General features: G+C 47.1%; 25 protein-coding genes. 17 read left to right on the plus strand and 8 right to left on the minus strand.

Translation table 11 applies throughout. The annotated features are described in order from the left end of the window. Nucleotides 1–182: 182 nt before the first annotated feature. The 7 genes from kduD (at nucleotide 183) to EX191_RS09150 (ending at nucleotide 5143) form a co-directional block, all read left to right on the plus strand. Nucleotides 183–944 (plus strand): 2-dehydro-3-deoxy-D-gluconate 5-dehydrogenase KduD, encoded by a 762-nt coding sequence (gene kduD / locus EX191_RS09120; protein WP_005482916.1) that lies wholly within the window; start codon nucleotides 183–185, stop codon nucleotides 942–944. Nucleotides 945–962: 18 nt separating this feature from the next. Then, entirely contained in the window at nucleotides 963–1487 is a 525-nt protein-coding gene (locus EX191_RS09125) for a YgjV family protein (protein WP_193447609.1), read from the plus strand. 7 nt (nucleotides 1488–1494) lie between these two features. Next, complete coding sequence (locus EX191_RS09130; RefSeq protein ID WP_005467181.1) at nucleotides 1495–1815, plus strand: cupin domain-containing protein; 321 nt, start codon at nucleotides 1495–1497, stop codon at nucleotides 1813–1815. A 40-nt stretch (nucleotides 1816–1855) separates the two neighbouring features. After that, a complete protein-coding gene (locus tag EX191_RS09135; protein ID WP_005460779.1) occupies nucleotides 1856–2491 on the plus strand; it encodes an RpiB/LacA/LacB family sugar-phosphate isomerase in 636 nt (211 codons plus the stop codon). A 77-nt stretch (nucleotides 2492–2568) separates the two neighbouring features. Beyond that, the gene (locus EX191_RS09140) at nucleotides 2569–3480 is read left to right on the plus strand and encodes an alpha/beta hydrolase (protein ID WP_193447610.1); all 912 of its coding nucleotides are present in this window, start codon (nucleotides 2569–2571) and stop codon (nucleotides 3478–3480) included. A 98-nt stretch (nucleotides 3481–3578) separates the two neighbouring features. After that, complete coding sequence (kdgK, locus tag EX191_RS09145; protein WP_193447611.1) at nucleotides 3579–4508, plus strand: 2-dehydro-3-deoxygluconokinase; 930 nt, start codon at nucleotides 3579–3581, stop codon at nucleotides 4506–4508. Nucleotides 4509–4519: 11 nt separating this feature from the next. Further along, nucleotides 4520–5143, plus strand: a complete 624-nt coding sequence (locus tag EX191_RS09150) for a bifunctional 4-hydroxy-2-oxoglutarate aldolase/2-dehydro-3-deoxy-phosphogluconate aldolase (protein WP_005460834.1) — start codon at nucleotides 4520–4522, stop codon at nucleotides 5141–5143. A 185-nt stretch (nucleotides 5144–5328) separates the two neighbouring features. Here the strand turns inward: EX191_RS09150 and EX191_RS09155 are convergent, their stop codons facing one another. Continuing rightward, entirely contained in the window at nucleotides 5329–7068 is a 1740-nt protein-coding gene (locus EX191_RS09155; protein WP_193447612.1) for a sodium:solute symporter family transporter, read from the minus strand. A 129-nt stretch (nucleotides 7069–7197) separates the two neighbouring features. Here EX191_RS09155 and EX191_RS09160 point away from each other — a divergent pair, with 129 nt between their 5' ends. The 4 genes from EX191_RS09160 to EX191_RS09175 all read left to right on the plus strand — a co-directional run bounded on the left by EX191_RS09160 (nucleotide 7198) and on the right by EX191_RS09175 (nucleotide 13416). Next, nucleotides 7198–7875 (plus strand): oligogalacturonate-specific porin KdgM family protein, encoded by a 678-nt coding sequence (locus tag EX191_RS09160; RefSeq protein ID WP_005482845.1) that lies wholly within the window; start codon nucleotides 7198–7200, stop codon nucleotides 7873–7875. 15 nt (nucleotides 7876–7890) lie between these two features. Further along, nucleotides 7891–10119 carry a right-handed parallel beta-helix repeat-containing protein gene (locus EX191_RS09165; protein WP_193447613.1) on the plus strand — a complete coding sequence of 743 codons (2229 nt, stop codon included), beginning with the start codon at nucleotides 7891–7893 and terminating at the stop codon, nucleotides 10117–10119. Between the two features lie 301 nt (nucleotides 10120–10420). Continuing rightward, nucleotides 10421–12193, plus strand: coding sequence for a sodium:solute symporter family protein (locus EX191_RS09170; protein WP_134646364.1), 1773 nt, complete (start codon nucleotides 10421–10423; stop codon nucleotides 12191–12193). A gap of 56 nt (nucleotides 12194–12249) precedes the next feature. Beyond that, nucleotides 12250–13416 (plus strand): oligogalacturonate lyase family protein, encoded by a 1167-nt coding sequence (locus EX191_RS09175; RefSeq protein WP_005482890.1) that lies wholly within the window; start codon nucleotides 12250–12252, stop codon nucleotides 13414–13416. Nucleotides 13417–13502: 86 nt separating this feature from the next. Here EX191_RS09175 and EX191_RS09180 read toward each other — a convergent pair whose 3' ends face one another. The 3 genes from EX191_RS09180 to EX191_RS09190 all read right to left on the minus strand — a co-directional run bounded on the left by EX191_RS09180 (nucleotide 13503) and on the right by EX191_RS09190 (nucleotide 17251). Then, nucleotides 13503–14276, minus strand: coding sequence for a siderophore-interacting protein (locus EX191_RS09180; RefSeq protein ID WP_134646366.1), 774 nt, complete (start codon nucleotides 14274–14276; stop codon nucleotides 13503–13505). A 211-nt stretch (nucleotides 14277–14487) separates the two neighbouring features. Next, nucleotides 14488–16410: a S9 family peptidase gene (locus EX191_RS09185; protein WP_193447614.1), complete on the minus strand. Its 1923-nt coding sequence runs from the start codon at nucleotides 16408–16410 to the stop codon at nucleotides 14488–14490. 256 nt (nucleotides 16411–16666) lie between these two features. Then, complete coding sequence (locus EX191_RS09190; protein WP_006740964.1) at nucleotides 16667–17251, minus strand: LysE family translocator; 585 nt, start codon at nucleotides 17249–17251, stop codon at nucleotides 16667–16669. A 114-nt stretch (nucleotides 17252–17365) separates the two neighbouring features. Here EX191_RS09190 and EX191_RS09195 point away from each other — a divergent pair, with 114 nt between their 5' ends. Next, the gene (locus EX191_RS09195; RefSeq protein ID WP_029862756.1) at nucleotides 17366–17806 is read left to right on the plus strand and encodes an Lrp/AsnC family transcriptional regulator; all 441 of its coding nucleotides are present in this window, start codon (nucleotides 17366–17368) and stop codon (nucleotides 17804–17806) included. Between the two features lie 213 nt (nucleotides 17807–18019). Next, nucleotides 18020–19198 carry a lytic polysaccharide monooxygenase gene (locus EX191_RS09200; protein ID WP_193447615.1) on the plus strand — a complete coding sequence of 393 codons (1179 nt, stop codon included), beginning with the start codon at nucleotides 18020–18022 and terminating at the stop codon, nucleotides 19196–19198. 116 nt (nucleotides 19199–19314) lie between these two features. On the opposite strand, the gene EX191_RS09205 is transcribed toward EX191_RS09200, so the two are convergent. The 3 genes from EX191_RS09205 to EX191_RS09215 are packed head-to-tail and all read right to left on the minus strand — an operon-like array spanning nucleotide 19315 to nucleotide 20945. Next, nucleotides 19315–19935 carry an HAD-IB family hydrolase gene (locus EX191_RS09205; protein WP_193447616.1) on the minus strand — a complete coding sequence of 207 codons (621 nt, stop codon included), beginning with the start codon at nucleotides 19933–19935 and terminating at the stop codon, nucleotides 19315–19317. Nucleotides 19936–19973: 38 nt separating this feature from the next. Next, nucleotides 19974–20285, minus strand: coding sequence for a cupin domain-containing protein (locus tag EX191_RS09210; protein WP_193447617.1), 312 nt, complete (start codon nucleotides 20283–20285; stop codon nucleotides 19974–19976). Between the two features lie 9 nt (nucleotides 20286–20294). After that, complete coding sequence (locus EX191_RS09215; RefSeq protein ID WP_193447618.1) at nucleotides 20295–20945, minus strand: Qnr family pentapeptide repeat protein; 651 nt, start codon at nucleotides 20943–20945, stop codon at nucleotides 20295–20297. Between the two features lie 496 nt (nucleotides 20946–21441). Here EX191_RS09215 and ompW point away from each other — a divergent pair, with 496 nt between their 5' ends. The 3 genes from ompW to EX191_RS09230 all read left to right on the plus strand — a co-directional run bounded on the left by ompW (nucleotide 21442) and on the right by EX191_RS09230 (nucleotide 24813). After that, on the plus strand, nucleotides 21442–22086 hold the full coding sequence (gene ompW / locus EX191_RS09220) for an outer membrane protein OmpW (protein ID WP_005391962.1): 645 nt from the start codon (nucleotides 21442–21444) through the stop codon (nucleotides 22084–22086). A 214-nt stretch (nucleotides 22087–22300) separates the two neighbouring features. Then, on the plus strand, nucleotides 22301–23326 hold the full coding sequence (locus EX191_RS09225) for an HlyD family secretion protein (RefSeq protein WP_193447619.1): 1026 nt from the start codon (nucleotides 22301–22303) through the stop codon (nucleotides 23324–23326). After that, on the plus strand, nucleotides 23323–24813 hold the full coding sequence (locus EX191_RS09230; protein WP_100088171.1) for an MDR family MFS transporter: 1491 nt from the start codon (nucleotides 23323–23325) through the stop codon (nucleotides 24811–24813). Before EX191_RS09225 ends, EX191_RS09230 begins: the two co-directional genes overlap by 4 nt. Nucleotides 24814–24909: 96 nt before the next feature. On the opposite strand, the gene EX191_RS09235 is transcribed toward EX191_RS09230, so the two are convergent. Beyond that, nucleotides 24910–25155 (minus strand): Rho-binding antiterminator, encoded by a 246-nt coding sequence (locus tag EX191_RS09235; protein WP_005460845.1) that lies wholly within the window; start codon nucleotides 25153–25155, stop codon nucleotides 24910–24912. A gap of 180 nt (nucleotides 25156–25335) precedes the next feature. Between EX191_RS09235 and EX191_RS09240 the strand changes: the two genes are divergently transcribed. Then, nucleotides 25336–26472 carry an MBL fold metallo-hydrolase gene (locus EX191_RS09240; protein ID WP_193447622.1) on the plus strand — a complete coding sequence of 379 codons (1137 nt, stop codon included), beginning with the start codon at nucleotides 25336–25338 and terminating at the stop codon, nucleotides 26470–26472. Nucleotides 26473–26599 lie beyond the last annotated feature (127 nt).

A 26599-nucleotide genomic window follows, 5' to 3' on the forward strand; every position in this document is an offset into this window, starting at 1 on the left:
TTTTCAAAAATTTGAAACCGCGCAATTAAAGAATCCAGAAAAACAAGATCGTAATCAATATTTTTAAAACGCCTTTTCAAAAAAAATTGCAAACAGTTTCTTTTTGGGTCAGGATGAATGCATACAAAGTGACATGGCCAAGACGCCAAATCACGACATTACCTACTATTGAGGAAAACGACATGATTCTTGATTCATTTAACCTTGAGGGAAAAGTGGCCATTGTTACTGGTTGTGACACTGGCCTTGGTCAAGGTATGGCGCTTGGTCTAGCAAAAGCGGGCTGTGACATTGTTGGCGTAAACATCAGCGAACCAACAGAAACGATTGAGAAAGTAGAGGCTGAAGGCCGTAAGTTTGTCGATATCCGCGCTAACTTAATGAAACTAGACGACATCCCAACTATCGTTGACCGCGCAGTAACCGAACTTGGTCGCATTGATATCTTAGTAAACAACGCGGGCATCATTCGTCGTAACGATGCCATCGAGTTTTCTGAGCAAGATTGGGATGACGTAATGAACATCAACGTGAAGTCTGTGTTCTTTATGTCTCAAGCGGTTGCAAAACAGTTCATCGCGCAAGGTGAAGGCGGCAAGATCATCAACATCGCATCAATGCTTTCTTTCCAAGGCGGTATTCGCGTGCCTTCTTACACTGCGTCTAAAAGTGGCGTAATGGGTGTGACTCGCCTAATGGCGAACGAATGGGCAAGCCACGGCATCAACGTAAACGCGATTGCTCCGGGTTACATGGCAACCAACAACACGGCGGCATTGCGTGCCGATGAACAGCGCAACAAAGAAATCGTAGACCGTATTCCTGCTGCTCGTTGGGGTACGCCAGAAGATCTAGCTGGCCCTTGTGTATTCCTAGCATCTAAAGCTGCGGATTACATCAACGGCTACACCATCGCAGTAGATGGTGGCTGGCTAGCGCGCTAATCGAGTTGCGAGAAGGTGATGGTGGATACCACTATATTAGCGCAAGCTTTAGGGTTTATTAGTTTTGGTTTGGGATTCTCCGTCTTCTACCAGAAGAATGACAGGCACCTAAAAATCTTGATGCTGATTTTTAACCTCAATCATCTTCTCCACTTTTTATTGCTGGGCTCGATGGCCTCTGCGCTGAGCGCATTGCTGTCGGCGCTCAGAACGACCACGGCGATTTTTGTCTCGTCGAAACGAGTCGCTGCTGTCTTTATTGTGATCAGTTTAGTCAGTGGCTTTTGGGTAGCAGAGCAATGGCGTGATTTATGGCCGATTATCGGGACGGTGATTGGTACATACTCGGTGTTCTGCTTGTCAGGGATCAGGATGCGCATTGGCTTTTTGCTCGGCGCGTCTTGCTGGCTAACCAATAATATTCTGGTGGGTTCCATTGGTGGAACGCTGTTAGAAATGACCGTGATCGTGATGAATTTATTGACGATTTATCGCTTACATCGTCAGCAATCAGAATCCATGATTAATCAATCAAGTTATTAGGTGAACCATGTTCGTATTTAACCAAGACATTCCGATGGAAGATCTCGGCGAAGGGATTTCACGCAAAGTACTGGCACACAGCGACAACATGATGTCGGTAGAAGTGCACTTTGAAGAAGGTGCAATTGGTGCGATGCACTCACACCCGCACGAGCAGCTGACTTACGTGCTTTCTGGTGAGTTTGAATTCACCATCGGTGATGAGAAAAAAATCGTCAAAACGGGCGATACTATGTACAAAGAGCCAAACATTGAGCATGGCTGTGTTTGTCTGAAAGCGGGTGTACTTATCGATACTTTCACCCCAATGCGCAAAGATTTTGTTTAAGAATTGAAATTTGAATGCGGAGTTTCCGCAGGAGTAACACATGAAAATTGCACTAATGATGGAAAACAGCCAAGCAGCGAAAAACGCAATGGTGGCTGGTGAGCTTAACTCAGTAGCAGGTGGCCTTGGTCACGATGTTTTCAACGTTGGTATGACGGATGAAAACGACCATCACCTAACTTACATTCACCTAGGTATCATGGCGAGCATTCTGCTGAACTCAAAAGCTGTGGACTTCGTGGTAACTGGTTGTGGTACTGGCCAAGGTGCATTGATGTCTTGCAACCTACACCCTGGCGTTGTTTGTGGTTACTGCCTAGAGCCATCAGACGCGTTCCTGTTCAACCAAATCAATAACGGCAACGCGATTTCTCTAGCATTTGCGAAAGGTTTTGGTTGGGCGGGTGAATTGAACGTTCGTTACATCTTCGAAAAAGCGTTCACAGGCAAACGCGGCGAAGGTTACCCAATTGAGCGTGCAGCACCTCAGCAAGCGAACGCGGCTATCCTAAACAACGTGAAATCAGCGGTAGCAAAAGACGTGGTTGAAGGTCTACGTGCTATCGACCAAGAGCTAGTGAAAACTGCAGTAGGCAGCACGCAATTCCAAGAGTGTTTCTTTGCGCACTGCCAAGTGCCTGAAATTGCAGAATATGTGAAGTCGCTACTAGACTAAGCACTCATTTTATCGGGAAATAGGTTAAGGCCAGCCATTGAGCTGGCTTTTTTTGTTTTTAAGCTGGAGAAAATGCCATGCACGTTGCGCCGATTACTTCACTACAGACTTGGTTTCCTGAGCATCCCGTTTTGCCTTTATGGTCTGAGCCTCAAATCCCCTCCCATCTGGTGCAAAGTTATCAAGAAAGAAATCCGAACGAGTTGTTACCAGATCGCGCAGTGTTTGACATCACGCATCCCGAAATTGTCGTGTTTGAACCAGAGCAATCCAACGGGATTGGTATTTTATTGATGCCTGGTGGCGGTTATCAGCGAGTCTCGGTGGATAAAGAAGGGGCGGACAGCGCACGCGTGCTGAACCAAGTAGGTTTTACCGTGTTTGTGATGACCTATCGCATGCCAAACGAAGGGCACGAATTTGGAGCTTGGACGCCACTGGCGGACGCGCAGCGAGCAATGCGTTTGGTGCGTCGGTTGCCTTTGGCGTCTCATTTATCATCGATTGGTGTGTTAGGTTTCTCGGCTGGCGGACACGTTGCAGCGAGCTTAGCGACGAATCACGCATTGGATATTTATCCTCTTCAAGATGAGGCGGACCGTGTATCTGCCAAGCCCGATTTTTGCGCTTTGATGTACCCGGTGATCAGTATGAACACCGACATTGCGCACATGGGCTCGCGTGCCGAGTTACTGGCTAATTTAGAACGTGAATCTGACCTTCTCCGATTCTCGCTAGAAAAACAGGTGACGTCAGACATGCCGCCTTGTTTTCTTTTACATGCCAGTGATGATACCGCTGTGAGTGTGGAAAACAGCCTCGTGTTTTGGCAAGCACTTCGCCAGCACGAAATCGCGACCGAAATGCACTTGTTTGAGCAAGGTAAACACGGTTTTGGCATTCGCGATGCACAAGGTTTGCCTGTCGCGGCGTGGCCGCAATTGCTCTCTGCATGGCTACAAAATCTGGCCGAGAAAGCACGCAGATAGATCAAGCTCACGAAATAAATGAACCGTTGTTTTATTTTTATTGTTAACTGGTTTTGTAATTGCAATAATGGCGACATCAAATACTGAGGAGACTTCCCATGAACCCAATCAGTCGTGTCGCCATCATCGGCGAATGTATGGTGGAGCTTAAAAAACATGACGGCGTGCTACAGCAAGGTTTTGGCGGTGATACGCTCAATACCGCGGTGTACCTTTCTCGTTTAACCAAACAACACGGGGTCGAAACTTCGTATGTGACGGGATTAGGGCATGATCCGTTTAGTCGTGAAATGCTAACGGCATGGCGTGAAGAGGGGATCAATACGGACATGGTCTACCTTTCTGAAGATAAATTGCCAGGCATTTACGCGATTGAAACCGCCGAAGATGGCGAGCGTAGCTTCTTTTACTGGCGTAATGATGCGGCAGCAAAATACTGGTTGCGTGAACGAGCATTGTTGTCGTTGGTGAAAGATCTTTGCCAGCATCAAATGATCTACCTGAGTGGCATTAGCTTGGCGATCATCTCGGACGATTGTCGTCAGATGTTGATTGAGCTGCTAACAATGTGCCGTAAAGAAGGTGTGAAAATCGCATTCGATAACAACTTCCGTCCTAAGCTTTGGCCTAACATCGAGCAAGCTCGTGATTTTTACTCAAAGATCCTCAGCGTCACCGACATGGCATTTTTGACCTTCGATGACGAGGTCATGCTGTGGGGAGATAAGCACGAAGATGAAGCGATCAGCCGCACGAAAAACTTTGGCGTTAAAGAGATCATTGTGAAACGTGGCGCGGACGACTGCTTTGTTGTGACGCAAGATCAACAACACACCGTTGCGGCCTTGAAGGTTGATGCTGTGGTGGATACCACGGCGGCGGGTGATTCTTTTAGTGCGGGTTATCTTGCAAAACGAATTTTAGGCGGAGACGTTGCTGAGTCTGCGCTTGCTGGGCACAAAGTGGCTTGCACGGTTATTCAACATCGCGGCGCGATCATTCCAAGCCAAGCGATGCCAACTATTTAAGGAACGATGAAATGAAAGATCTGAACCAACAACTTTCAGAAATTAAAGTAGTCCCTGTTATCGCGATCAAAGACGCAGGCAAGGCAGTGAAACTGGCACAGGTGCTGATTGAAAATGGCCTGCCATGTGCTGAAGTGACGTTCCGTACTGAGGATGCCGCTTTAGCGATCAAAAACATGCGCGAAGCGTACCCAGAGATGTTGATTGGCGCGGGAACTGTGCTGACAAGCGCGCAAGTGGATGAAGCGATTGATGCGGGCGTGGACTTTATTGTGAGCCCAGGTTTCAACCCAACTACAGTGAAATACTGCCAACAGCGTAACGTGACCATCGTCCCTGGTGTCAACAACCCAAGCTTGGTTGAACAAGCAATGGAAATGGGTCTGCGTACGCTGAAGTTTTTCCCAGCAGAACCGTCAGGCGGCGTCGCGATGCTAAAAGCATTATCTGCGGTTTATCCTGTAAAATTCATGCCAACCGGTGGCGTGAGCCCAAGCAATGTTAAAGATTACTTGTCTATTTCTTCAGTCTTAGCGTGTGGTGGTACTTGGATGGTACCCGGCGATTTGATTGACAACGAGCAATGGGATGAACTGGCGAAGCTGGTTCGTGAAGTTGCGGGAATTATCGAATAATTCCTCACCCCGGTTAGCGCCGAGAACTATCGTAGATAGTCGAACGATCTTTTGAGCAATTTGCCAACGCCTGCGGCTCCACCGTAGGCGTTTTTTTATGTGCAGTTTTGGCGAGTTAAAAAGCCAGCTTTCCACTAGGCGCGACACAAAACAACGCGCCCAATACGGTTTACTTACCCATTTACTTACTTAGTTTTTTGTTTCTGCCAAGCACGTTTAGAGTGCTGGATAGGTTGTAGTAGGAACAAGCTAAACAGCAACACGATGCAGCCAATTGCGACAAAGATGGATTGAGAAGAGCCCGCTAACACGACGCCGGCAAGAATCAGTAACATGCCCGCCGACGCTGTGATGGAGCCGACATAAAGTCCTTGCTTATGATTGATAGGGGATTGCTCCTCGTCGCTGATCGGTGTGGCTAGTTGAATCGCAAGTGCAGTGCGACTTTGCTGGATTGATGGTGACTCTTTGGCATAAAAGACCCGAGTAGACAGGAAGAAGCCTCCCGTCACCAGTAAATGAACGGCAAGCGTTGCGACCACGGACAGGTCTTTGCTTTCTCTTGGCGTTAACGGTGAGGAAGAGAGCCACTGTACATCAAAGATAAACATCATAAAGAGCGATACTGCGCATCCGACCATAACGGTGGCCCATCCCGACCAGTTCGATGTTTTCAAACTGACGAGTGCAAGCAGAGATGGGATGTTGATTGGCATCTGAATGAACGCCGCGAACACAATCATCATGTCGAACAAGCTGTACGACTCAACAGACGCCAGCAGCAAAGCTGTGACCGTGGCTAATACGCCAGATACTATCGTCGCAATTTTTCCAACCATCAACTGCTGACGACTGGTAGCATTTGGGTTGAACCACACTTGGTAGAGGCTTTTGACCACAATGCCAGCGTTGCGGTTGTGTGCTGATGAGAGCGGAGCAATGGTCGCGGCCACCAATGCCACCATCACCAATCCGAGTAAACCTTGAGGCATGTAATGTTGGATGTAGTAAAGATAAGCGGCGTTGTTCGCACTCTGCTCTAGTGCAGGATAGATCGCCAGTAAATCGATGTTTTGTGCTGCCACGAACCACGCTGGCATAAACCACAGTACAGGGGAAAAAACAAACAGCACACCAGCAACGAATGCGGCCTTGGTGGCGTCTTTATCGTTGGCGGTGGTCAGAAAGCGATAGCAGCTCAAGGTGTGGTTATTACTCATGGTTTGTTGCAGCAGCATGGCGATTGCCCACATCACAAACAGAGACGGAATCCTGATCTGTTCACCATAAATTGGCGTGGTGTACGCAAACACTTCGCTTGGTGAGTCAAAGCGTTGCAGTGCGGTATAGCCGATCACTAGAGTAATGGCGATCAGCAAAATTAATTGAATCACATTCGTCACAGACACCGTCCACGCGCCTCCGCTCACGGCGATCAAAGTGACGATCACCCCCATAGCGAGAATGGTGGTCGACATCTCAATGGCAAAAACGGCAGAGAAAAAAGACGCCAATCCGTTCATCCAAATAGCACAGGCGATCAAAGTCAGCGGAAAGCTTAACCATGTGAATAGCTGTTCTGATGTGTGGCCAAACCGCACTCGAATCACTTCCATGGCAGTTTCTACGCGTAACCTTCGATAGCGACGCGCAAAAAACGCCGCCGCGACGAAAAATCCCAACGCATTTCCCCAAAAGATGAACATCACGCTGATGCCATCTTCATACGCTTTGGCAGCGGCACCCGTAAACGTCCACGCTGAAAATTGCGTCATGAATGCGGTCGCGCCAGCCATCCACCACATCATGGTTCCTCCACCTTGAAGGAAGTCGTTCGACGAGGTGGAAAAGCGGCGAAATAGCCACGCAGCGAACCCAATAAAGAGCAGATAGATCATTACGATCATCGAATCCAATAAAGTCATGTGCCATAGCTCACGAAAAAATTAAAACACCGTTTTAAAGATCACAAAAATACCGATAAGAACTTTATCAGTACGTAATAATGAATATATTAAAACAAGATTTTTTATAAAATAAAATGGTGTTTCAAAATGAAAGTTAGATACCTTACTTCTGCACTCTTACTTGCAATGACTTCTGGTTTAGCGGCTGCCGCATCGGTGGATATTCGTCATGAATATGTGCCTGATCGTGATGGTGACGAACATCGAGATCGTATTTACGTTTCTCACCGTTTCGACAACCAAATCGGTTTTAGCGTGGAAGCAAAATGGAACTACAAAGATGGTCACATGGGCAATGCAGGCCATGAAACTGGCGTGAGCTACCGTTGGAAAGCGACCGACAATTTCTCTCTAACGCCGGGCATTAACATTGATGCCAGCCCATCGGGTGCGTCAGTGTTCAAGTACAACTTGACTGGCGCGTACAAAATCAATGACGAGTGGGATGTCGCTGCGCGTATTCGTCATGGGTACAAAAACACGGACGACTCGCGTTACAACCAGCTCAACCTTTACGCAAACCGTAAGTTTGAATGGGGCAAGCTTGGCGTAGAAGCGGAGTACAAAGATATTCATGGCGGTGAAGGTGGCTGGAAAGACAAAGGTCATGATCAGCTGATCGACTTTAAAGGCGAATACACCAAGTTAGAAAGTGGCGTGATTCCATTCTTCGCTATCGCGGCTATCACGCACAAGGGTGACGGCTCAGAGTTTAAAGATGAATATGTTCCTCGTTTCCGTGTCGGTTTGAAATACAACTTCTAACAAGGAAAAGTGACCATGAAAAAACACACTTTAGCCTTGTGTCTGGCGGCCATATTGGCCCCAGCCGCACACGCTGCTGAGATTAAGGTCGAAGACCTGACTTGGAAAGCGATCACTTTTGGTCAATCGACCGACATGAACTTTGGCTCAACCATTTTGCCGGAAAAAGTCGGCGTGAACCAAGTGACGGTCAATGGTGATGTTGTCGCTGCTGGTAAGTTAGCGTCCACATTTACCATTGAAAGCCGCGGCGGCAAGTTAGCTAACTCGCATGAAGGACTCACCTTTTACTACACCGAGCTACCAACTGATGTGAACTTTACCCTCAGTGCCGATGTGGTGCTTGAACAGCTTGGCCCGGAAACAGGCGCGACACCCAACCGCCAAGAAGGCGCAGGTTTGATGGTGCGCGACATTCTAGGTGCCGAGCGTTTAGTGCCGCAACCTGAGGGCCATGAAGAGTTTCCGTCTGCATCGAACATGGTGATGAACCTAATGCGTTCTCACACCCGCACGAACGATGGCATGACCAACATCAACGCATCGTTTCGTGAAGGCGTTTATCAACCTTGGGGAACGCCGGGTAACCGTTTAAGCCGTGTCGATTATGTGGAAGGGGTGTCTTACGGCACGGCTGAAACCTACCGCATGACGCTGACACGCACCAATGATGGTTTCAAAGTCAGCTACCGTAATGGCGAAAAATTCGTTGAGCAAGCGGTAAAAGGCGCGAATGCCAATATCGTTGAAATGCAAAACTCAGACTCGCAATACGTCGGCTTCTTTGCGTCACGCAATGCAAAAATGACGGTGAGCAATGTCGATTTGCAGCTTGCTGCGGCGGATACCGTGGACGCTCCAAAATACGCGGCCAAGCAGGGAGAACTGGTATTCCAAATCGCTTCTTCACCTCGCTCTGCAACCAAAGAGTATCCGGTTCAAGCTCGTGCCAACTACTCGGGCGAATTTGAAGTTCTGCACAATGGCAAAGTGGTTGCGAAGCAAACCGTGACGGCGGGCGAGCTGTTCAGCCAGTGGCTGACACTTGATAGCAGCGCGAATCAAATGGAAGTGAGATTCACCGCCATTGACGGCCGAAACAAAGAGACACAAGCGCACCGTTACAGCGTTGACGTTGTTTCTCTGCCAGACCCAATGACGCTGTATGTTGCACCAAACGGAAGCGACAAAGGCAATGGATCTCAAGCGCAACCGCTTGATTTAGCAACCGCAGTAGAACTGCTTCCTACTGGTGGCACCATCATTTTGAAAGATGGTGACTACCAAGGGATGGAGATCCCGCTGACGGCGAGTGGCAGTGCCGACAAGCTCAAGCACCTACGTGCGGAAGGAGACAATGTTCGCTTTGTTTCGGAACTTCGTCACGAGGCAAATTACTGGCATTACCAAGGTATTGAAGTTGCGGGTGCGCAGTTCATTGTTCATGGTAGCCACAACACCTTCGAAAAAATGGTGACACACGGCGCGCCAGATACTGGTTTCGTGATCACCTCTCCTGAAAACATTGGCCGCGCACTGTGGGCAAGTTACAACCAAGTGATTGAAAGCGAAAGCTACAACAACATGGATCCTTCGCAGATCAACGCAGACGGTTTTGCTGCCAAGATGCGTATCGGCGATGGCAACACTTTCATCCGTTGTTTGTCTCACCACAACATTGATGACGGTTGGGACTTGTTCAACAAAGTGGAAGATGGCGCAAACGGTGCGGTGACTATTTTGGATTCCATCTCGTTCAGCAACGGGCGCACACTCGATGTTGCCAACAAGGGTGGCACGATTGGTAACGGCTTCAAGCTAGGCGGCGAGGGGATTCCGGTTCCACATGTGGTGAAAAACAGCTTGTCTTTCAATAACAACATGGACGGATTTACGGACAACTTTAACCCTGGTGCACTGGTATTGAGCGACAACGTGTCGATTGATAACAAGCGCTTCAACTACTTGTTCCGTAAGAGCCCATATTCCGGCGAGATTGAGCAAGGCACGTTCACCAATAACCGTTCTTACCGATTCCATGTCAGCAGCAAATATGACGACGTGATCAACAGTGCGAAATCGACTGGCAATGCGTTGGTCGAAAATGGCACGACTTACACCAGTGATGGCAAAGCGGTCGACAGCAAAATGCTCGCGCCATTAAAGCAAGCGTCAGTGATTGATACCCAACAAGCCATTCCGGGTAAGCAAGAGGCGATGCAGCTTAAGCAACTTATTCACTAACGAGTAACCACGGGCTCTCAGGAGCCCTTTTTTTCGTCAAAACTCACCTTACAACGGTCGCATTTTTACGCTTTTCGACTTGTCAGTGACAATCTCTTTTTGGTTCTAAGATTAACTAAGGGAATGCAGCAACGACGAGTATGGATCCGCAATTATTTACAAGACGCTCACTATTGATCTTCATCACGTTTGAGCGCAAAAAATAAAAAAATGAACCGTTGTTTTGATTTTTGTCTCAGTTAGTTTTGTTTTTTGAAAATATAATTTATCTAAATTAAAACAGCGTTTCGAGGATTCTATTATGGAATACGATTACTTAGTAATAGCAGGCTACTTTGCCCTGATGGTGGCAATCAGCTTGCTGTTCAAAAAAATGGCAAGCAATAGTACCAGCGACTATTTCCGCGGGGGCGGTAAGATGCTTTGGTGGATGGTTGGTGCCACAGCATTTATGACTCAGTTCTCTGCATGGACGTTTACCGGTGCAGCGGGTAAAGCGTTTAACGATGGTTTCGCGGTATTGGCCGTGTTTGTTGGCAACATGGTGGCGTATGTTTTCGCTTACTTCTACTTTGCTCGCCGCTTCCGCCAAATGCGTGTCGATACGCCGACTGAAGGGGTAAAACGCCGCTTTGGTAACACTAACGAGCAGTTTTTCACTTGGGTAATCATTCCATTAAGTGTGATTAACGCGGGTGTTTGGCTAAACGGTTTGGGTGTGTTTGCTTCTGCGGTATTTAATGCCGACATCGTGACTACCATTTGGGTGACTGGCCTTGCGGTATTGGCTATCTCATTGCTGAGTGGTGCGTGGGGCGTAGTGGCGTCGGACTTTATTCAAACGCTGGTAGTTGCGGTTATCTCCATTGCTTGTGCGGCAGTTGCATTGTACGTCGTTGGTGGCCCTGGCGAGATCGTTGAGAACTTCCCTGGTGGCTTCATCATGGGCCCAGATATGAACTACCCACTACTGTTAGTTTGTACGTTCATCTTCTTCGTAGTGAAACAGCTGCAAAGTATCAACAACATGCAGGAGTCTTACCGTTTCCTTAACGCGAAAGATTCGAAAAACGCAAGCAAAGCTGCGCTGATGGCGCTTGTGATGATGCTATTTGGCGCGGTAATTTGGTTCATCCCACCTTGGGCTTCAGCAATCCTGTACCCAGATGCAGCAACGCAATACTCATCATTGGGTGCGAAAGCAAGCGATGCGGTTTACCTTGTCTTCGCTCGTGAAACAATGCCTCTAGGCACCGTTGGTCTGCTCATGGCAGGTCTGTTTGCGGCGACCATGTCTTCGATGGACTCTGCACTAAACCGTAACTCAGGTATTTTCGTTCGCAGCTTCTACTCAAACATCGTGCGTAAAGGCCAAGCTTCGGATAAAGAGCTACTGCGTGCTGGTCAAATCGCATGTTTGGTGAACGGCATCCTCGTTATCATGATGGCTCAGTTCTTCAACTCACTGAAGCACCTAAGCTTGTTTGATCTAATGATGCAAGTGGCGACGCTACTTCAATCACCAATCCTAGTTCCATTGTTCCTTGGCATCATCATTCGCAGAACGCCGAAATGGGCACCATGGGCAACAGTTGTGGTTGGTATGCTTGTCTCTTGGTCAGTGGTGAAAATCTTCACTCCAGAATTTGTTGGTAGCTGGTTCGGTATGGATGAGCTAACACGCCGCGAAGCAGGTGAAATGCGCACAATGATCACCATTGCTGCTCACCTTGTCTTTACTGCTGGTTTCTTCTGCCTATCGACTCTGTTCTACAAAGAAGAAACAGACACGCACAAAGAGACAACGGCGGAATTCTTTAAAGATGTGGACACCGAGTGTGTTGCAGAAGAAGGCCAAGACATTGTTGACCGCATGCAACGCGCGAAATTGGGTACGCTGGTTATCTACATGGCCGCAGGTTTAACACTGATGGTGTTGATTCCAAACCCACTATGGGGCCGCTTATTGTTCCTTGCTTGTGCAGCGTCAGTCTTTGCTGTGGGCTACGGCTTGAAGAAGAGTGCCAAGCTAGACACGCAGCCCTCTAAAGTAGCCGCGACAACGACCCAATAATCTGAATTTTTGTTTTGGCTGCCCTCGCTTGGGCAGCCCTTTTGTGGAGATATATTATGGCTAAAGGTGATGTGATTACTCTCAACTTCGAAACGTTTGTTGATAGTGATACCCAAGTGAAAGTGACGCGATTAACGCCAACGGACGTGATTTGTCACCGTAACTACTTTTACCAGAAGTGCTTTACTCAGGATGGAAAAAAGCTGCTGTTTGCAGGTGATTTCGACGGAAATCGCAACTATTACCTGCTTAACCTTGAAACGCAACAAGCAGTCCAACTGACGGAAGGTAAAGGTGACAACACCTTTGGCGGTTTCATTTCGACGGATGAGCGTGCATTTTTCTACGTGAAAAACGAACTGAATTTGATGAAAGTCGATTTAGAGACGCTGGAAGAACAAGTCATTTATACGGTCGATGAAGAGTGGAAAGGCTACGGTACTTGGGTGGCAAATTCTGACTGTACCAAGTTAGTCGGCATCGAGATTCTAAAACGTGATTGGCAACCGCTGACATCGTGGGAAAAGTTTGCCGAGTTCTACCACACCAATCCAACTTGTCGCCTAATTAAAGTGGATATCGAAACCGGTGAGCTGGAGGTGATCCATCAAGACACTGCGTGGCTAGGTCACCCAATTTACCGTCCGTTTGATGACTCAACGGTTGGTTTCTGTCATGAAGGTCCGCATGATTTGGTGGATGCGCGCATGTGGCTGGTCAATGAAGATGGCAGCAACGTTCGTAAAATCAAAGAGCACGCAGAAGGTGAATCGTGCACGCACGAGTTCTGGATTCCAGATGGCAGCGCAATGGCGTACGTTTCTTACTTCAAAGGTCAAACTGATCGCGTGATTTACAAAGCCAACCCAGAGACATTAGAGAATGAAGAAGTGATGGTGATGCCACCTTGTTCTCACCTTATGAGTAACTTCGATGGTTCTTTGATGGTTGGTGATGGTTGCGATGCGCCAGTTGATGTTGCAGACGCGGACAGCTACAACATCGAAAATGACCCGTTCTTGTATGTATTGAACACAAAAGCGAAATCGGCGCAAAAACTGTGTAAGCACAGCACATCTTGGGATGTGTTGGATGGCGATCGCCAAATTACTCACCCGCATCCGTCATTCACACCGAACGATGATGGTGTGTTGTTTACCAGTGACTTTGAAGGCGTTCCTGCGATTTACATTGCGGACGTGCCGGAGTCTTACAAACACTGATTACGTCAAACATGATGATGAAAAACGCCCGGTGATGCCGGGCGTTTTTATTGGGATGAGAGCTGGAATCGAAAAGACATGAACCACTATTGATTGGATTCCGCGTCTTCACGTTTAATCACTTTGTGCCCGTCTTCCGACACGCCTTGTTTCCAATAGCTGCTGATGTAGATATTCTCGCGTTCGACTTCTTTCTCATTGCGGAAATATTGGCGCAGCGCGCGCATTGAATCGAACTCACAGGCACACCATACTGCGGCGTCCCCATCTAGCCATTTTTGTTCGCGTACCGCTTCTGCTAGGGTTTGACCTTCTGTAAGCCAAATTAGCTCTATACCAGCTGGTGCGTGCAGAGGCTGGATGTCGGCCGCAGACATCACACTGATCACGGCGTAGCCTTTTGCCTCTTCTGGTAGCGTACGAATTTTCGCTGAAAGAGCAGGAAGTGCTGTCATATCGGCGGCCATAAAGAACCAGTCAGCCTCGGTATTCAAATTAGAGATACTGCCTGGACCTACGATATTAATCGTATCGCCTTTTTGTGCGGCCATCGCCCAACGCGCGGCAAAGCCACACTGTAAATCTTGTGTGGTGTGGCGGACAAAATCGACTTCGATGGTGTGTGTTTCCGGATGGAAACGACGAATAGTATAGGTTCGCATTAATGGTCGGTCATCGTCGCTTAGCGTGTTCAAATCGGTACCGCCCATCTCATTGAACAATAGCTTGATGTAGCTACCTTCGCAGTCGCGTGGAAACTGGCTTAGCGCTTCACCTTGCAAAGTAATACGCTGCATATTTGGGGTAATTGTCTCTGTATCTGTGACAACAATCGTTTTAGGTTGAGGCTTCTTCTTCATCTTTGACTCTACTCGATAATTATTCTCTTTCTCATTTAAGGTTATCAAGATCTCTCATAAGAGGGTAGTGTCTTTATATAAATTTACACTGTGAATTGAGCTGGATTATTGGAGTATTGCAGTAGTACTGGGGACTGGGGCGAGCAAAATACGTAGAAAAAATAAGAAAGGGCACGCCAACATGCCCTTTCGAACTTAACGATGTAAAGGCTTACTGAGTTTGCTCAAGTAAATGTGTTTTTAGGAATCTATCCATCGCTTGATAACCATCAAGACGGTTCTCCAAAGAGCGGAATCCGTGCCCCTCATTTTCCTTCACGATGTATTCGACCTCGACGCCTCGTTCACGTAGTGCATTAACGATTTGGTCTGACTCGCTCTTCACCACGCGTGGATCTTGTGCTCCCTGTAGAACCAATAAGGGTGCCTTAATTTGGTCGACATGGAACACTGGTGAGTAGGCTTTCATCATTTTCGCATCTTCAGGATCATTCGGATTGCCTACTTGCTCGTGTAACATTGCAAGGAATGGTGCCCAATAAGGTGGAATGGAGTCCATAAAGGTAAATAAGTTAGATACGCCAACGTAGTCGATTCCGCACTTATATAAATCAGGAGTGAATGTCACCCCCGCCAGAGTTGCGTAGCCGCCATAAGAGGCACCATAAATACATACGTTGCCATCTTGTGCGTAACCTTGTTCGGTAGCCCATTTGACACCGTCGGTAATGTCATCCTGCATGGATTGTCCCCATTGCTTGAACGACTTCTCCCAAAACTCGCGACCATAACCAGTTGAGCCCCTGAAGTTCATTTGCAGCACGGCGATACCACGATTAGCGAATAATTGTACCTCAGGCTGAAATCCCCAGTGATCACGAGCCCATGGACCACCGTGTGGGAGCACAAGCAAAGGCAGATCTTTGGCTTCTCGACCCTTCGGCAGCGTTAGGTAGCCATGAATGGTTTCTCCATCGCGAGCGGTGTATTGGATAGGCGTCATCTTCGCCATATGTTCTGGCTTATGCCATGGAGCGTTTTCTGCCAATTTCTCCAATTTATCTGCTTTACGATCGTAGAAGTAGTAATTTGGTCGATCGACATCGCTGTAGGTGACGACAATCATTTTACTTTCATCTCGCGTCGCACTGGTTACAGAAATTTCTACATTTGGCAGTTTCTCTGAGAGGCGTTCGAAGGTTTGTTGGTAGGAATCATCTAAGAAGTGATAGTGGTTTTTATCTGTCACGTAAGAGACTGAAACCAGCTTATTAAGCGCTTCAGAGTAATGAGCGCTACTCACGTCAACTTCCGGGTGAGAGAAGATTTCTCGTATTTCTTTATTGGCTTTTACATCGTATTCAACGATGGCTGATTTATCACGCGTAATTCGTGATGCCACATATAAGTTTTTGTTGTCCGGCGTGAATGAAATGGGGCTAAAGCTCTCTTTGAAAGTGAGATTTTTTAGCGGCTTAAATTCATCTTCAACCGTATCGCGATATAAAACGGAGGTATTAACACCATCTGATGTGGTGATGACACGAATGTTGCCATCGTGATCGGTACCCCATGAGCGCACATTGCCCGGGTTTTGCGCGACGAGAGTATTTTCGCCTGTTTTTAGATTATGTCGATAAACATCAAATACTTGCGGGTTACGCTCGTTACTCGAAATCAAAATGTCATCGGGTTGATTGTCTAGTGTGTCGATAACGTATGCCACAACACCGGATGTCGGTGTGATGGTTTTCTCTTCGCCTGTTTTGACATTAACCGTCACGAGATAAAAGTTCTCATCTCCTCCCGTATCACGAGAGTAAATTACGGTGTCTTCGCCAACCCAGTAGTAGTATGCAATGTCGCGCCCTGTTACGGATGTGACGCGTTTTATCTGATCGGGGTTATCTGTGGGATAAACAAAGACGTTCTTACGGTCTTGCCATGGCTTCATCATTGAGATGTAGTCACCAGCAGGAGAGATTTGATAGCTAGAAACTTCGCTGTTTTTAAAGAAATAATCCACTGGATACTCGGGTGGAATGACTTCAGCATTGGTTGTGGTGGATGTTTGACTGCAACCCGCCAATAATAATCCAAAAGTGGCAGCAAGAAAAAGCTTGCGAGTGTGCATTGTGTAACGCTCCTTGTGTAAAGGACCTTAAGCTCATGAGCTTTTGGCCAGGGTGATAGATTCATCGCAGTTACTGCGAGCAAGCAACGAACATTAAAAATAGCTGTGGCTTATAATTAGTGTGCTTTTAATAAATAGCGCATTGCTTCGCTACTATGACCCTGGCATTGTCCAAAAGTGGCGTTAGATTGTGATTATTGATTCAGTATCTACCTGAACTTTGTATTAGATCACGGTTTTACGGCTATTTTGTCTTCTATATCATTGGGATAGTCGACAGCAGTAAAAGCGCTGCCATCCCATAGTTAAACCCTTTTACACGCCTAGATGTGGTCAACCAGCGTTGAAGTTGCATGCCTGCCGCGGTCCAAAATGTTACCGATGGCAAGTTGGCTAAACAGAAGATACCGGCGATAAAAGTCAGTTCAAGCCAAGAACCGCCACTGGTGTATACCGTAATGGCCGTCAACGCCATCGACCAACCTTTTGGGTTCACCCACTGGAATGCTACCGCCCCTAAAAAAGACATCGGGCGAAAATCGTGTTTTGCTTCGGTTTTGCCGCTCGTGGCGATTTTGTACGTTAAGTACAGCAAATAACTCAAGCTCAATACTTTCAAAATGGAGTGAGTAATCGGGTAAGCGTTGAAGAGACTCATCAAACCAATGCCCACCAAAATTAACATGGCACCAAAACCGAAGGTAATGCCCAACATGTGTGGGATAGTGCGTTTAAAGCCGACATTTGCCCCTGAGGTCATCAACATAATGTTATTGGGACCCGGCGTAAAAGTGGAGACAAAAGCGAACAACGCCAAAGCGCCCAGTTGATGATATTCCATAGATTGTTCCTTGAATCAGTTCTCGATAAGTTGAGAACAACTATAAGTAGAACTGAGGTCAATATTGTGCTTTTATTTGATGATTAGAAACTAAATAAGCAATGAAACATCATCATGGATAGATTTGACGAAAGAATATTGCAAGTGCTCAAACGAGACGGAAGAATCTCCAATGTAGAGCTGTCGGAACGCGTTGGTTTATCTCCGTCTGCAACCTTACGCCGAGTGCAAGATTTAGAGCGTAAAGGCGTGATCAAAGGCTACCGAGCGGTGCTGGATAATCAGCAACTTGGTGTGGGTTTTGTCGCTTACGTGTCGATTGGTTTGGCCTCGCACTCTAAGCAAGCACAGCTTGGTTTTGAAGAACACGTGCGCTTTGTGGATGAAGTGGTGGAATGTCACAATATTACGGGAGCCAATGAATATTTAATACGCGTAGAAACGCAAAGTTTAGCCGCATATAAAGCGTTCCATGCCGATGTACTGGGTGAGTGTGAGCACGTCAAGTCGATCACAACCATGGTGGTAATGGACACACCGAAAGACGAACGTTAGTCGGTCAAGAGTGGCATGGTTTTGTGGCACATGAATTTGAAGTGACTCGAAAGAGTCAGTCGAGTATGAGATAAGTACACAACAAATGCTGGAAAGCAGATGGCACTCTTACAATTTCCACCTTTATTCTCACCTTCGAAATAATCTCATCCTGCTAGTTTTGCTTAAACCGCTTGTGTTCATGAGCGGTTTAAGCAAATTTAAGGATGAACGATGAAATCACATGTAACACTTCCTCTTTTGAGCTTAAGCGCTGTTGCCGCATTGAGCTCATTTAACGTCAACGCCCACGGCTGGGTAGAATTTCCAAGTGCTCGTCAGAATACGTGTTATTTAGACGGTGGTTTTTGGACCAATGAGATCCCCAACCAAGCGTGTAAAGCGGCTTTTGAAGAATCTGGTGCTTACCCGTTTGTGCAACGCAGTGAAATTGCAGCAAACGTACCAAATTACCGAGATATGGAGCATGTCAAAGCCGTAGTCCGTGACGGCGAACTGTGTTCTGCCGGCGATGCCGCTAAGAAAGGCTTGAACATTCCTTCTCCAAACTGGCAGCGCACCAATGTTACGCCAGATGCAAATAACCAGATTGAATTGGTGTTTTACGGCAAGGCGCCGCACAACCCATCATACTGGGAATTCTATCTCACCAAGCCGACCTATGATGATTCAAAACCGCTTACTTGGAGTGATTTAGAGCTGATCGACACCGCAGGTGATGTGTATGTTGATGCGGAAAAACGCTACCGTATTCAGGTGACTTTCCCTGCTGATCGTTCCGGCGATGCGGTGCTTTATACTCGTTGGCAGCGCATTGATGTCGCTGGTGAAGGTTTCTACAACTGTAGTGACATTACGTTAAACGGAACGGGCACGACGCCGCCGACTGAACCCGTTGATCCAACCGAACCTGGCAACAATCTGACATCTCTGGGCTACTTTGTTCAGCAAGGTTTTGGACCAGTAGAAGCGGGTGACACCATCCGTTTCCGTACGTTTAATGCGACAGGCAATGAAATTGTTGATATTTCACTGCCAATCAGCGCAAACAATACGACGACTTGGGCGGCAGAAATTGCGGATCAATTTAACGCGCAGCAAACGGGCGATTGGTATGTAGGCATTTGGCATCAAGAGATGAACCACTACATGTTCGATAGTAAGAATGTGAATGCGAACCAAGTATTAGCGCCAAGCGCAGACTTCAGTTATGCGTTGTCACTGATCAAAGCGGATGTACCGCCACCAGTTGAACCAACCAACTTGTGGGACAAGACGGCCGTTTACGACCAAGGTGATGTGGTGACGCACAACGGTAAAGAATGGACTGCCCAGTGGTGGACGTCTGGTGAGGAACCAGGCACAACGGGTCAATGGGGGGTATGGCGTTAAGCCAGTTATTCGGGCCCTGATCAATAAAACCCTTCTCACATGAGAAGGGTTTGTTTTTTCAGTCTAAAACGACCACTTTGGCGGAGTGGTTGTCTTGAAAATCAGAGCACATATCGTTATTCGCTTGCTCTCCACTCGATCCAGTTGAGCATCGCGTAGTCTGCCAGTTTGAGCATCGGAATGTCTTCGTGTGTATCACCGTAGGCATAAATAGACGCAAACTCGTCGAGCGAAAACGCCGCCTTAACACGCGAGACTTTTCTTTCTAAACTGCAATCACCTTGCTGGTAAAAGCCACTCAGTTTTGGCTGTTCTGAGATCAGTTCACTGCACAGCAAGTGGTAACCGCTCGCTTCACACCAAGGTTTGAGATACGCATTGAGTGATGCCGACACCACCACAATGGTATCGCCTCTGTGTTGATGCCACGCCAACCTTTCCATCGCTTCTGGCCGTAAGTACAGTGGGATCACTTCATGGGCAAACTGAGCGCCAATCGCTTCAATTTGCTGCGTTTCTTTCCCTGAAAATGCAATAAAACTGCTGAGCGGACGCATAAGACGAGCGGGTAACACTCCGAGTTTGTACAGCGCATAAAATGGCATGATAGCGACCTTTCCTACTCGTTTGCGCAGGCCATAAGCAGAATAGTGGAGGAAAAGGCTAAACATATCCTCTCGGGTGATGGTGCCATCAAAATCAAACAGTGCCAGTGACGGCTTGGTAGTATCGAGCAAATTCAGCGCCTATTTTTCGATTTAAGATCGTTTTGTGTTTATTGATAAAACACCGCTAACCAGATGGTTTCTTGCGTTGGGTCAGTCCAGCTCACTTTGTGTTTAGTATGAGCTGGAATCGTAACGTGATCGCCTGCCTCAAGTCGTTGCACTACACCTGATTCAAAAGTCAGCTCTCCAGCTCCTTTAAGAACCAATACCCATTCATGTTCTTCTTGATCATACCAGCCACTTTTGGGCGAGGTTTGCCCTGTTGAGACAATGCGTTCTATACGCAGGTTTTTGTGGATCAGCAGGTCTTCGAACACTTCCTCGTCGAGGGTATTCGGTAAGTCTTTAAACAGGTTCATGGCCTTTCCTTAGATAATGATCAGTCCAAAAGGCGCAAGCAATTGCTCTTGTTGCCAATCACAAATTTTAACACCAAACAGAGAAACGCGGCGAACATCTAGCCCGTCTAGTTCGACATGAGTCAGATCACACTGCTCAACGTTAAAGGTTCCCCATTGTTCTGGCGAGAATTCGCAGCGAGATAAATCCGAGCCTTTGAGAGTTGCCCCTGCGAGGTTCGCACCGTTCCAACGGTTTTCAAAGAGGTCACATTTTTCTAGTAACACTCGCTCGAAGTTACAGTAGGTGAGGTTGCAGCCAGTAATAAAAGCAGAACAGAAAAACATGGTGTTACTGACGCGATTAGCAAAGTTCGCACCTTGAAAGTTTGCCCCTTTGAGATCGCACTTACGCAGCTCCAAGCCCATACAATTTGCGCCGTTAAACAGGCTCATCGCCAACATACAGTTCGTAAAGCTGGCGTCTTTTAAGTTTGCGAAGCGAAAACTACACCCTTCTAGCGCTTTGGATTCGATAAAGCGACAGTCGATGAACTTAGCATCGCGCAGATCGGCATGCTCGAAACTGCACATATAAAAGTGGCAGTTTTTAAAGGTGGCATTCTGAAAATCGTGATGAGAAAAGTTTTCTCGTTCAAAAATGAGATCGGTTTTTAACATATCTTCTCCTTAGCTGCGAGCAGACTAGCACTCCAAGTGACTGATTTTCCAGAAAAATAACTTCTTGTATTTCAGTGTTTTACAAACCCCTCAAATCGCAATTTTAAGGGGTCAAACGAGCGTTTTAAGTGGGTTGTTTTTTGAAAATAGAAGACGTAGAGGAAGAAAAAAGTTTTTGCTGGCTACGAGCCCTAGCGAGAGGATTCGTGTTTTTGAGTAGGCATGGCTTCTCACACGCACAGTTTGCATTACAGAATTGTATCCGATTTGCATAATTTGTTGATCGGTATGGCGTTTCTCTATACAAAAAAACTATATTTTTCACAAATTGATTTCCATCAAAATAGTAGGGTTTCTATGTGCTAGATTGCGCGCAGCTCAAAAAAATATAGATGCCCGTGTGCTTCAAGGCGCTGAGTTTACTTGAAATCTAAGGCCAGTCAGCAGGCACACCTTTGGGTACGACATAACGAAGCCCTATAAAAGGAAATAAAAAATGAAAAAAACAATCTGCAGTCTAGCAGTGGTTGCTGCACTCGTGTCACCAAGTGTTTTCGCTCATAAACAAGGTGACTTCGTTCTTCGTGTTGGTGCGGCGTCTGTCGTTCCTAATGACAGCAGCGATAAGATTCTTGGTTCTCAAGAAGAATTGAAAGTGGATTCAAATACGCAGCTTGGTTTGACGTTTGGCTACATGTTCACAGATAACATCAGTCTAGAGCTTCTAGCAGCAACACCATTCAGCCACGATATTTCAACAGACTTGTTAGGTCTTGGTGATATCGCGGACACCAAACACCTTCCACCAACGCTTATGGTGCAGTACTACTTTGGCGAGCCACAAAGTAAGTTCCGTCCATACGTTGGTGCAGGTCTCAACTACACCATGTTCTTTGATGAGGGCTTCAATAGCACGGGTAAAGGCGCTGGTCTTTCAGATCTTAAGTTGGATGACTCATTCGGTCTAGCAGCGAATATTGGTGTGGATTACATGATCAACGATCAATGGTTCCTCAACGCTGCTGCGTGGTACGCAAACATTGAAACAGAAGCAACTTACAAAGCAGGTGGAGCGAAGCAAAAAACCGACGTCAAAATTAACCCTTGGGTATTTATGATCAGCGGCGGTTACAAGTTCTAAGAAAAACCAGTAGTTACACGCACATTACTATTATTGGCATGACTTTGGGGGCGGTTACGGGGACTGCCCCTCTTTTTTATCCTCGTTTTGATTGCACATCATTTACTCCACTTAGCAACACGCAAAATTGGATCTTTACCTTGCAGATCATTTTATTGTCCGAAGATCGAAAAGTCCTACACTGATCACATAATTGAACAAGTGGACAATATAAATGAGCGGCGACATCGCGAAGCATTCTTCCTCCAGATCTAAGCTGGTAAAAACTCTTTTCTTTACTCTCTGTGTTATCGCATTTGGTGCGATGTATTGGTCTTGGCAGTATTCTGACAGTCATCCAAGCACGGAAGATGCCTACGTTAGGGCAAAAATTTTGTCGGTAGCGCCTCAGGTAAAAGGCCAAGTGGTTTCTGTGGATGCCAAAGATTTCCAATCTGTTAATAAAGGTGACCTACTGCTGAAGATAGATTCACGCCCATATCTGTTGGCAGTGAAGCAAGCAAAAGCGGCATACCAATTGGCGGTCCAGCAACATGACGTTGCCGATAAGCAGGTAACTGAAGCCGTAGCGGGCTTAGATGCGGCGCGCTCTAACCTGACAGAAGCTCAAGTGGAGTACAAACGTACAGACTCACTGGTGAAACGCAAACTGGCGTCGGACCAAGATTTAGATACGGCGAAAAACAAACTTGCTAATGCCCAAGCGAGCCTAGAGCAAGCGCGTGCGACGGTAGAAAAAGCCATTGCGAACCGTGGTGAAGAAGGCGTAGAGGCTGCGGTCGTTCAACAAGCGGCAGCGCAGTTAGCGCAAGCGGAGCTGAACTTGAGTTACACCGACATTACGTCACCAGTGGATGGCATTGCCGGAGAAATCAATACGCACGTGGGCTCGGTCGTTAGCGTGGGTCAAACGCTGTTCCCTGTGATTTTAAAAGACAGCTATTGGGTACGCGCGAACTTTAAAGAAACCGATCTTACTCATATTAAAGCTGGCATGCATGCGGATGTGGTGATTGATATGTACCCAGACGTGGTGTGGAAAGCAACGGTAGAACAGCTGTCGCCTGCGAGTGGTACATCGTTCTCCTTGATGCCACCAGAAAACGCAACGGGTAACTGGGTTAAAATCAAACAGCGTTTCCCTGTACGTTTGGCGTTAGAAGTACCGGCCGATGCGCCGCAACTTCGCGTGGGTGCGAGCTCAGAAGTCACCATTGATTTGCAAAGTAGCGTGCAATGAGTCATCAAATTACGGCAGACAAACGGGGGATTGCCACCGTCGCCGTGATGCTTTCTGCCATCATGGTGTTAATCGATATGACCGTTGCGAACGTGTCGCTATCGCACATGATGGGCGCATTGGGCGCAACGGCAGACCAAATTACTTGGGTGCTGACGGGTTACAGCATGGCGGAAGCGATCTTCATTCCGATGACCAGTTTCTGGGTGTCTCGCTTTGGTGAACGCAAAGTCATGCTGGTTGCCGTGATCGGTTTTGTGATTGCCAGTGCGCTTTGTGGGCAAGCACAGTCGCTTGAAGAGATGGTGCTATTTCGCATTATCCAAGGCGCTTTCGGCGCGTCGGTGATTCCATTGGCGCAGTCGACGTTAGTGCAGATTTATCCGTACGAGCAAAAAGGCAAAGCGATGGCGATTTTCTCCATCGGCATTTTGCTTGGTCCTATTTTGGGCCCAGTCGTGGGTGGCGTGATCACCGACAACATCAACTGGCGCTGGATTTTTTACATCAACTTGCCATTCGGTTTGATCTGTACCTCTTTGATTTATCGCTATATCCACATCGACAACAAATCCAAACCTAACTTTGACTGGTGGATCATCGGTTACATGGCGTTAGGTGTGGGCGCGTTGCAGTTTGTGTTGGATAAAGGGAACGAAGAAGACTGGCTCAACTCACGCATGATTCAGACGGCGATATTGCTCGCGGTCATGGGATTGGTTATGTGGATCCATCGCAGTTGGAAAACCAAAAGCCCAATAGCGCCATTATGGCTGCTTAAAGACCGAAATCTTATGGTCTCGTCGCTGATGATTGCTGTGGTGTCGATGGCGATGTTTGGTCTGACGACTCAACAACCGATGTTGTTGGAAAGCTTGCTGAATTATCCGGTCTCAACCACTGGCTTGTTAATGGCACCGCGTGGATTGGCGTCAGCGGCGATGTTGATTTTGGTGATTAAACTCAATCCGCAATTCGATCCCAGAATCAAAATAGTCTTTGGCTTGAGCTGCATCGGGATTGGTAGTTATTTGATGACGCAATACTCACTGCAGATCGATACATTTTGGATTGTGATGCCGAGTATGATTCAGGGCATGGGGCTTGGTTTAACCTTCTCGACGCTGTCCACCTTGGCGTATTTAACGATTCCGAAAGAGCAATCTGTCGCGGCGGCGAGCATTTACAATCTGTTCCGTACCATTGGTAGTTCGTTTGGTATCTCTATCGCCACCACGTTCCAATATCGTGATAGTCAGCAGCAATGGCATGCGCTGGGAGAGGGTATTAATCCTTATAATCCTAACTTGCATGACTGGGCGGCCAATCAGGGGCTTTCCATTACCGACCCGGTTGCGTTAGACCAATACCAGCAGATGTTGCAGCAGCAATCGCAAATGGTCGCGTTTGTGCACACCTTCCAGCTTGTGGGAGTGATGTTCGTGATCATGATGCCGATGCTGGTTTTCATCCGGTCGCGTGAATAACAACAAGTTCAGGTGAACCGTGTCAGAGAACGCCTCTCAAGTTGTGACAGCTTGAGAGGCGTTTTTTATTGGACGGTGTCAATGAAAGACGGACGTTTACTCAAACGTCACTTCGTCAAAATGCGGATTGGCTTTGAGCGCGCGCATTGCGACTAATTGTTCAGTCGGGAAAGCGGTGTGCTCACCATCCATATCTAAAAACAAGCACTCTTGTCGCTGCATGTCGTAGCCTGTGTCGAACGCGTTGCCCTGATGAGTTTCACCATTTTTTAGTGTGATCTCGATAGGGAGCTTAAACATACAGGCGATTTCAATAAAATCGTATTGGCTGCAAGTCACCATAGTTTTCTCCTTTCAAACCGACTCAGTATTCAGAAGGTTTGAGAACCGTATCCTTAAATAGAAGACGTTTGATTGAAACTGAATCTTCATCTTACACTTCATTTTGGTCACGAAATAGACATACACGCACGTTTTAATAAACCTACTGTTGAGCGTTCGCAAGCGAGACAAAACTACGATATGTCTGAGACGATACTTAAGCGCACATACCTAACGAGTGAACAAAAGACACAAAAGCCAAGTTCACTGATTCCGCCTCAAACCTACCATGCGCAGTTGGCGCACCGTGTTCACCACTCGCCTCAATTTGAAAACGGCCGCGTTAAAAACGAGATGCCAAATGTCCCTAGTCCGCAATCGTTCTGGCAGGTTTGTTGGAGTTATCTTGGTGGTAGAACACCGTTGAGTCCTAACGAACATCTGCCACATTCCCCAATTCAACCCACGCAGTTTGCGCAGCGAAGTGAATCGATGCGCCTTACTTGGCTGGGCCATTCCACTATGCTGGTGGAGGTCGATGGCATTCGAATTCTGACCGATCCGGTATTTGATTACGCTTCTCCGTTCATCGCAAAAGCGTGGTTTGAACGCAATATTCCCAATACTCACGCCAGAGATTGTTTGCCGATTCCTGAAATTATCGTGATTTCGCACGATCATTACGACCATTTAGAAGCGTCGACCATACGTTTCTACGCTGATAAACCCGTGACGTTTTATGTGCCCTTAGGGGTTGGCAAGCATCTGATAAAATGGGGCGTTTGCGCAGACAACATCGTGGAATTCGATTGGTGGGATAGCGTGCACTATGCTGGAATCGAACTGATTTGTACGCCCGCTAACCATAATTCGGGTCGTACTTATTTCGATAAAAACTCGACCTTGTGGGCTTCTTGGGTCATCAAAGGCAAAGAAGAGACGCTCTATTTTAGTGGTGATTCAGCTTACGATTCGCACTTTTCTGAGATCGCACAGCGATGTGGGCCAATCGACATTGCCTGTTTGGAAGTGGCTGCCGATGTGAAAGGCCAAGGTTATCCGGTCGAAAACTGGGGGCACATGCAGGCTCATCATACCGTGCAAGCGTTTCGCGATTTAAATGCGAAAAAACTGTTGCCAGTACATTGGGCTACATACGAACTGTTTACTCACCGCTGGGACGAGCCGATTTTAGATTTGCTTACCCATTGTCAAAAAGAACATATAACGCTGCTGACGCCAATGCCGGGGGAGAGTTTTTACGTTCATCAAGAACATATAAATAAACAATGGTGGCGAGAAAAAGAAATATGTGAGCCAGATATAATTTTTACTTAATAACATGATCTTACTTCAATAATTATTTTATAACTGTCTCTTATACACATCTGACGCTTCCGACGAATAGCCCTGTGTAGTTCTCGGTGGTCGGCGGAGCGTTAAAAAAAAAAAAAACAAAACGAGA

This window comes from Vibrio chemaguriensis, from assembly GCF_012275705.1.
Taxonomy (GTDB): Bacteria; Pseudomonadota; Gammaproteobacteria; order Enterobacterales; family Vibrionaceae; genus Vibrio; species Vibrio diabolicus.

What these genes read in the sequence shown, in the direction of transcription:
- EX191_RS09185 (WP_193447614.1), bottom strand. Translation starts at nt 16,410, where the DNA reads ATGCACACTCGCAAGCTTTTTCTTGCTGCCACTTTTGGATTATTATTG.
- EX191_RS09130 (WP_005467181.1), top strand. Translation starts at nt 1,495, where the DNA reads ATGTTCGTATTTAACCAAGACATTCCGATGGAAGATCTCGGCGAAGGG.
- EX191_RS09165 (WP_193447613.1), top strand. Translation starts at nt 7,891, where the DNA reads ATGAAAAAACACACTTTAGCCTTGTGTCTGGCGGCCATATTGGCCCCA.
- EX191_RS09235 (WP_005460845.1), bottom strand. Translation starts at nt 25,155, where the DNA reads ATGGTGACTTGCAGCCAATACGATTTTATTGAAATCGCCTGTATGTTT.
- EX191_RS09180 (WP_134646366.1), bottom strand. Translation starts at nt 14,276, where the DNA reads ATGAAGAAGAAGCCTCAACCTAAAACGATTGTTGTCACAGATACAGAG.
- EX191_RS09155 (WP_193447612.1), bottom strand. Translation starts at nt 7,068, where the DNA reads ATGACTTTATTGGATTCGATGATCGTAATGATCTATCTGCTCTTTATT.
- EX191_RS09190 (WP_006740964.1), bottom strand. Translation starts at nt 17,251, where the DNA reads ATGGAATATCATCAACTGGGCGCTTTGGCGTTGTTCGCTTTTGTCTCC.
- EX191_RS09240 (WP_193447622.1), top strand. Translation starts at nt 25,336, where the DNA reads ATGTCTGAGACGATACTTAAGCGCACATACCTAACGAGTGAACAAAAG.
- EX191_RS09210 (WP_193447617.1), bottom strand. Translation starts at nt 20,285, where the DNA reads ATGAACCTGTTTAAAGACTTACCGAATACCCTCGACGAGGAAGTGTTC.
- EX191_RS09225 (WP_193447619.1), top strand. Translation starts at nt 22,301, where the DNA reads ATGAGCGGCGACATCGCGAAGCATTCTTCCTCCAGATCTAAGCTGGTA.
- EX191_RS09195 (WP_029862756.1), top strand. Translation starts at nt 17,366, where the DNA reads ATGGATAGATTTGACGAAAGAATATTGCAAGTGCTCAAACGAGACGGA.
- EX191_RS09140 (WP_193447610.1), top strand. Translation starts at nt 2,569, where the DNA reads ATGCACGTTGCGCCGATTACTTCACTACAGACTTGGTTTCCTGAGCAT.
- kdgK (WP_193447611.1), top strand. Translation starts at nt 3,579, where the DNA reads ATGAACCCAATCAGTCGTGTCGCCATCATCGGCGAATGTATGGTGGAG.
- EX191_RS09125 (WP_193447609.1), top strand. Translation starts at nt 963, where the DNA reads ATGGTGGATACCACTATATTAGCGCAAGCTTTAGGGTTTATTAGTTTT.
- kduD (WP_005482916.1), top strand. Translation starts at nt 183, where the DNA reads ATGATTCTTGATTCATTTAACCTTGAGGGAAAAGTGGCCATTGTTACT.
- EX191_RS09170 (WP_134646364.1), top strand. Translation starts at nt 10,421, where the DNA reads ATGGAATACGATTACTTAGTAATAGCAGGCTACTTTGCCCTGATGGTG.
- EX191_RS09175 (WP_005482890.1), top strand. Translation starts at nt 12,250, where the DNA reads ATGGCTAAAGGTGATGTGATTACTCTCAACTTCGAAACGTTTGTTGAT.
- EX191_RS09160 (WP_005482845.1), top strand. Translation starts at nt 7,198, where the DNA reads ATGAAAGTTAGATACCTTACTTCTGCACTCTTACTTGCAATGACTTCT.
- EX191_RS09230 (WP_100088171.1), top strand. Translation starts at nt 23,323, where the DNA reads ATGAGTCATCAAATTACGGCAGACAAACGGGGGATTGCCACCGTCGCC.
- EX191_RS09135 (WP_005460779.1), top strand. Translation starts at nt 1,856, where the DNA reads ATGAAAATTGCACTAATGATGGAAAACAGCCAAGCAGCGAAAAACGCA.
- ompW (WP_005391962.1), top strand. Translation starts at nt 21,442, where the DNA reads ATGAAAAAAACAATCTGCAGTCTAGCAGTGGTTGCTGCACTCGTGTCA.
- EX191_RS09215 (WP_193447618.1), bottom strand. Translation starts at nt 20,945, where the DNA reads ATGTTAAAAACCGATCTCATTTTTGAACGAGAAAACTTTTCTCATCAC.
- EX191_RS09150 (WP_005460834.1), top strand. Translation starts at nt 4,520, where the DNA reads ATGAAAGATCTGAACCAACAACTTTCAGAAATTAAAGTAGTCCCTGTT.
- EX191_RS09200 (WP_193447615.1), top strand. Translation starts at nt 18,020, where the DNA reads ATGAAATCACATGTAACACTTCCTCTTTTGAGCTTAAGCGCTGTTGCC.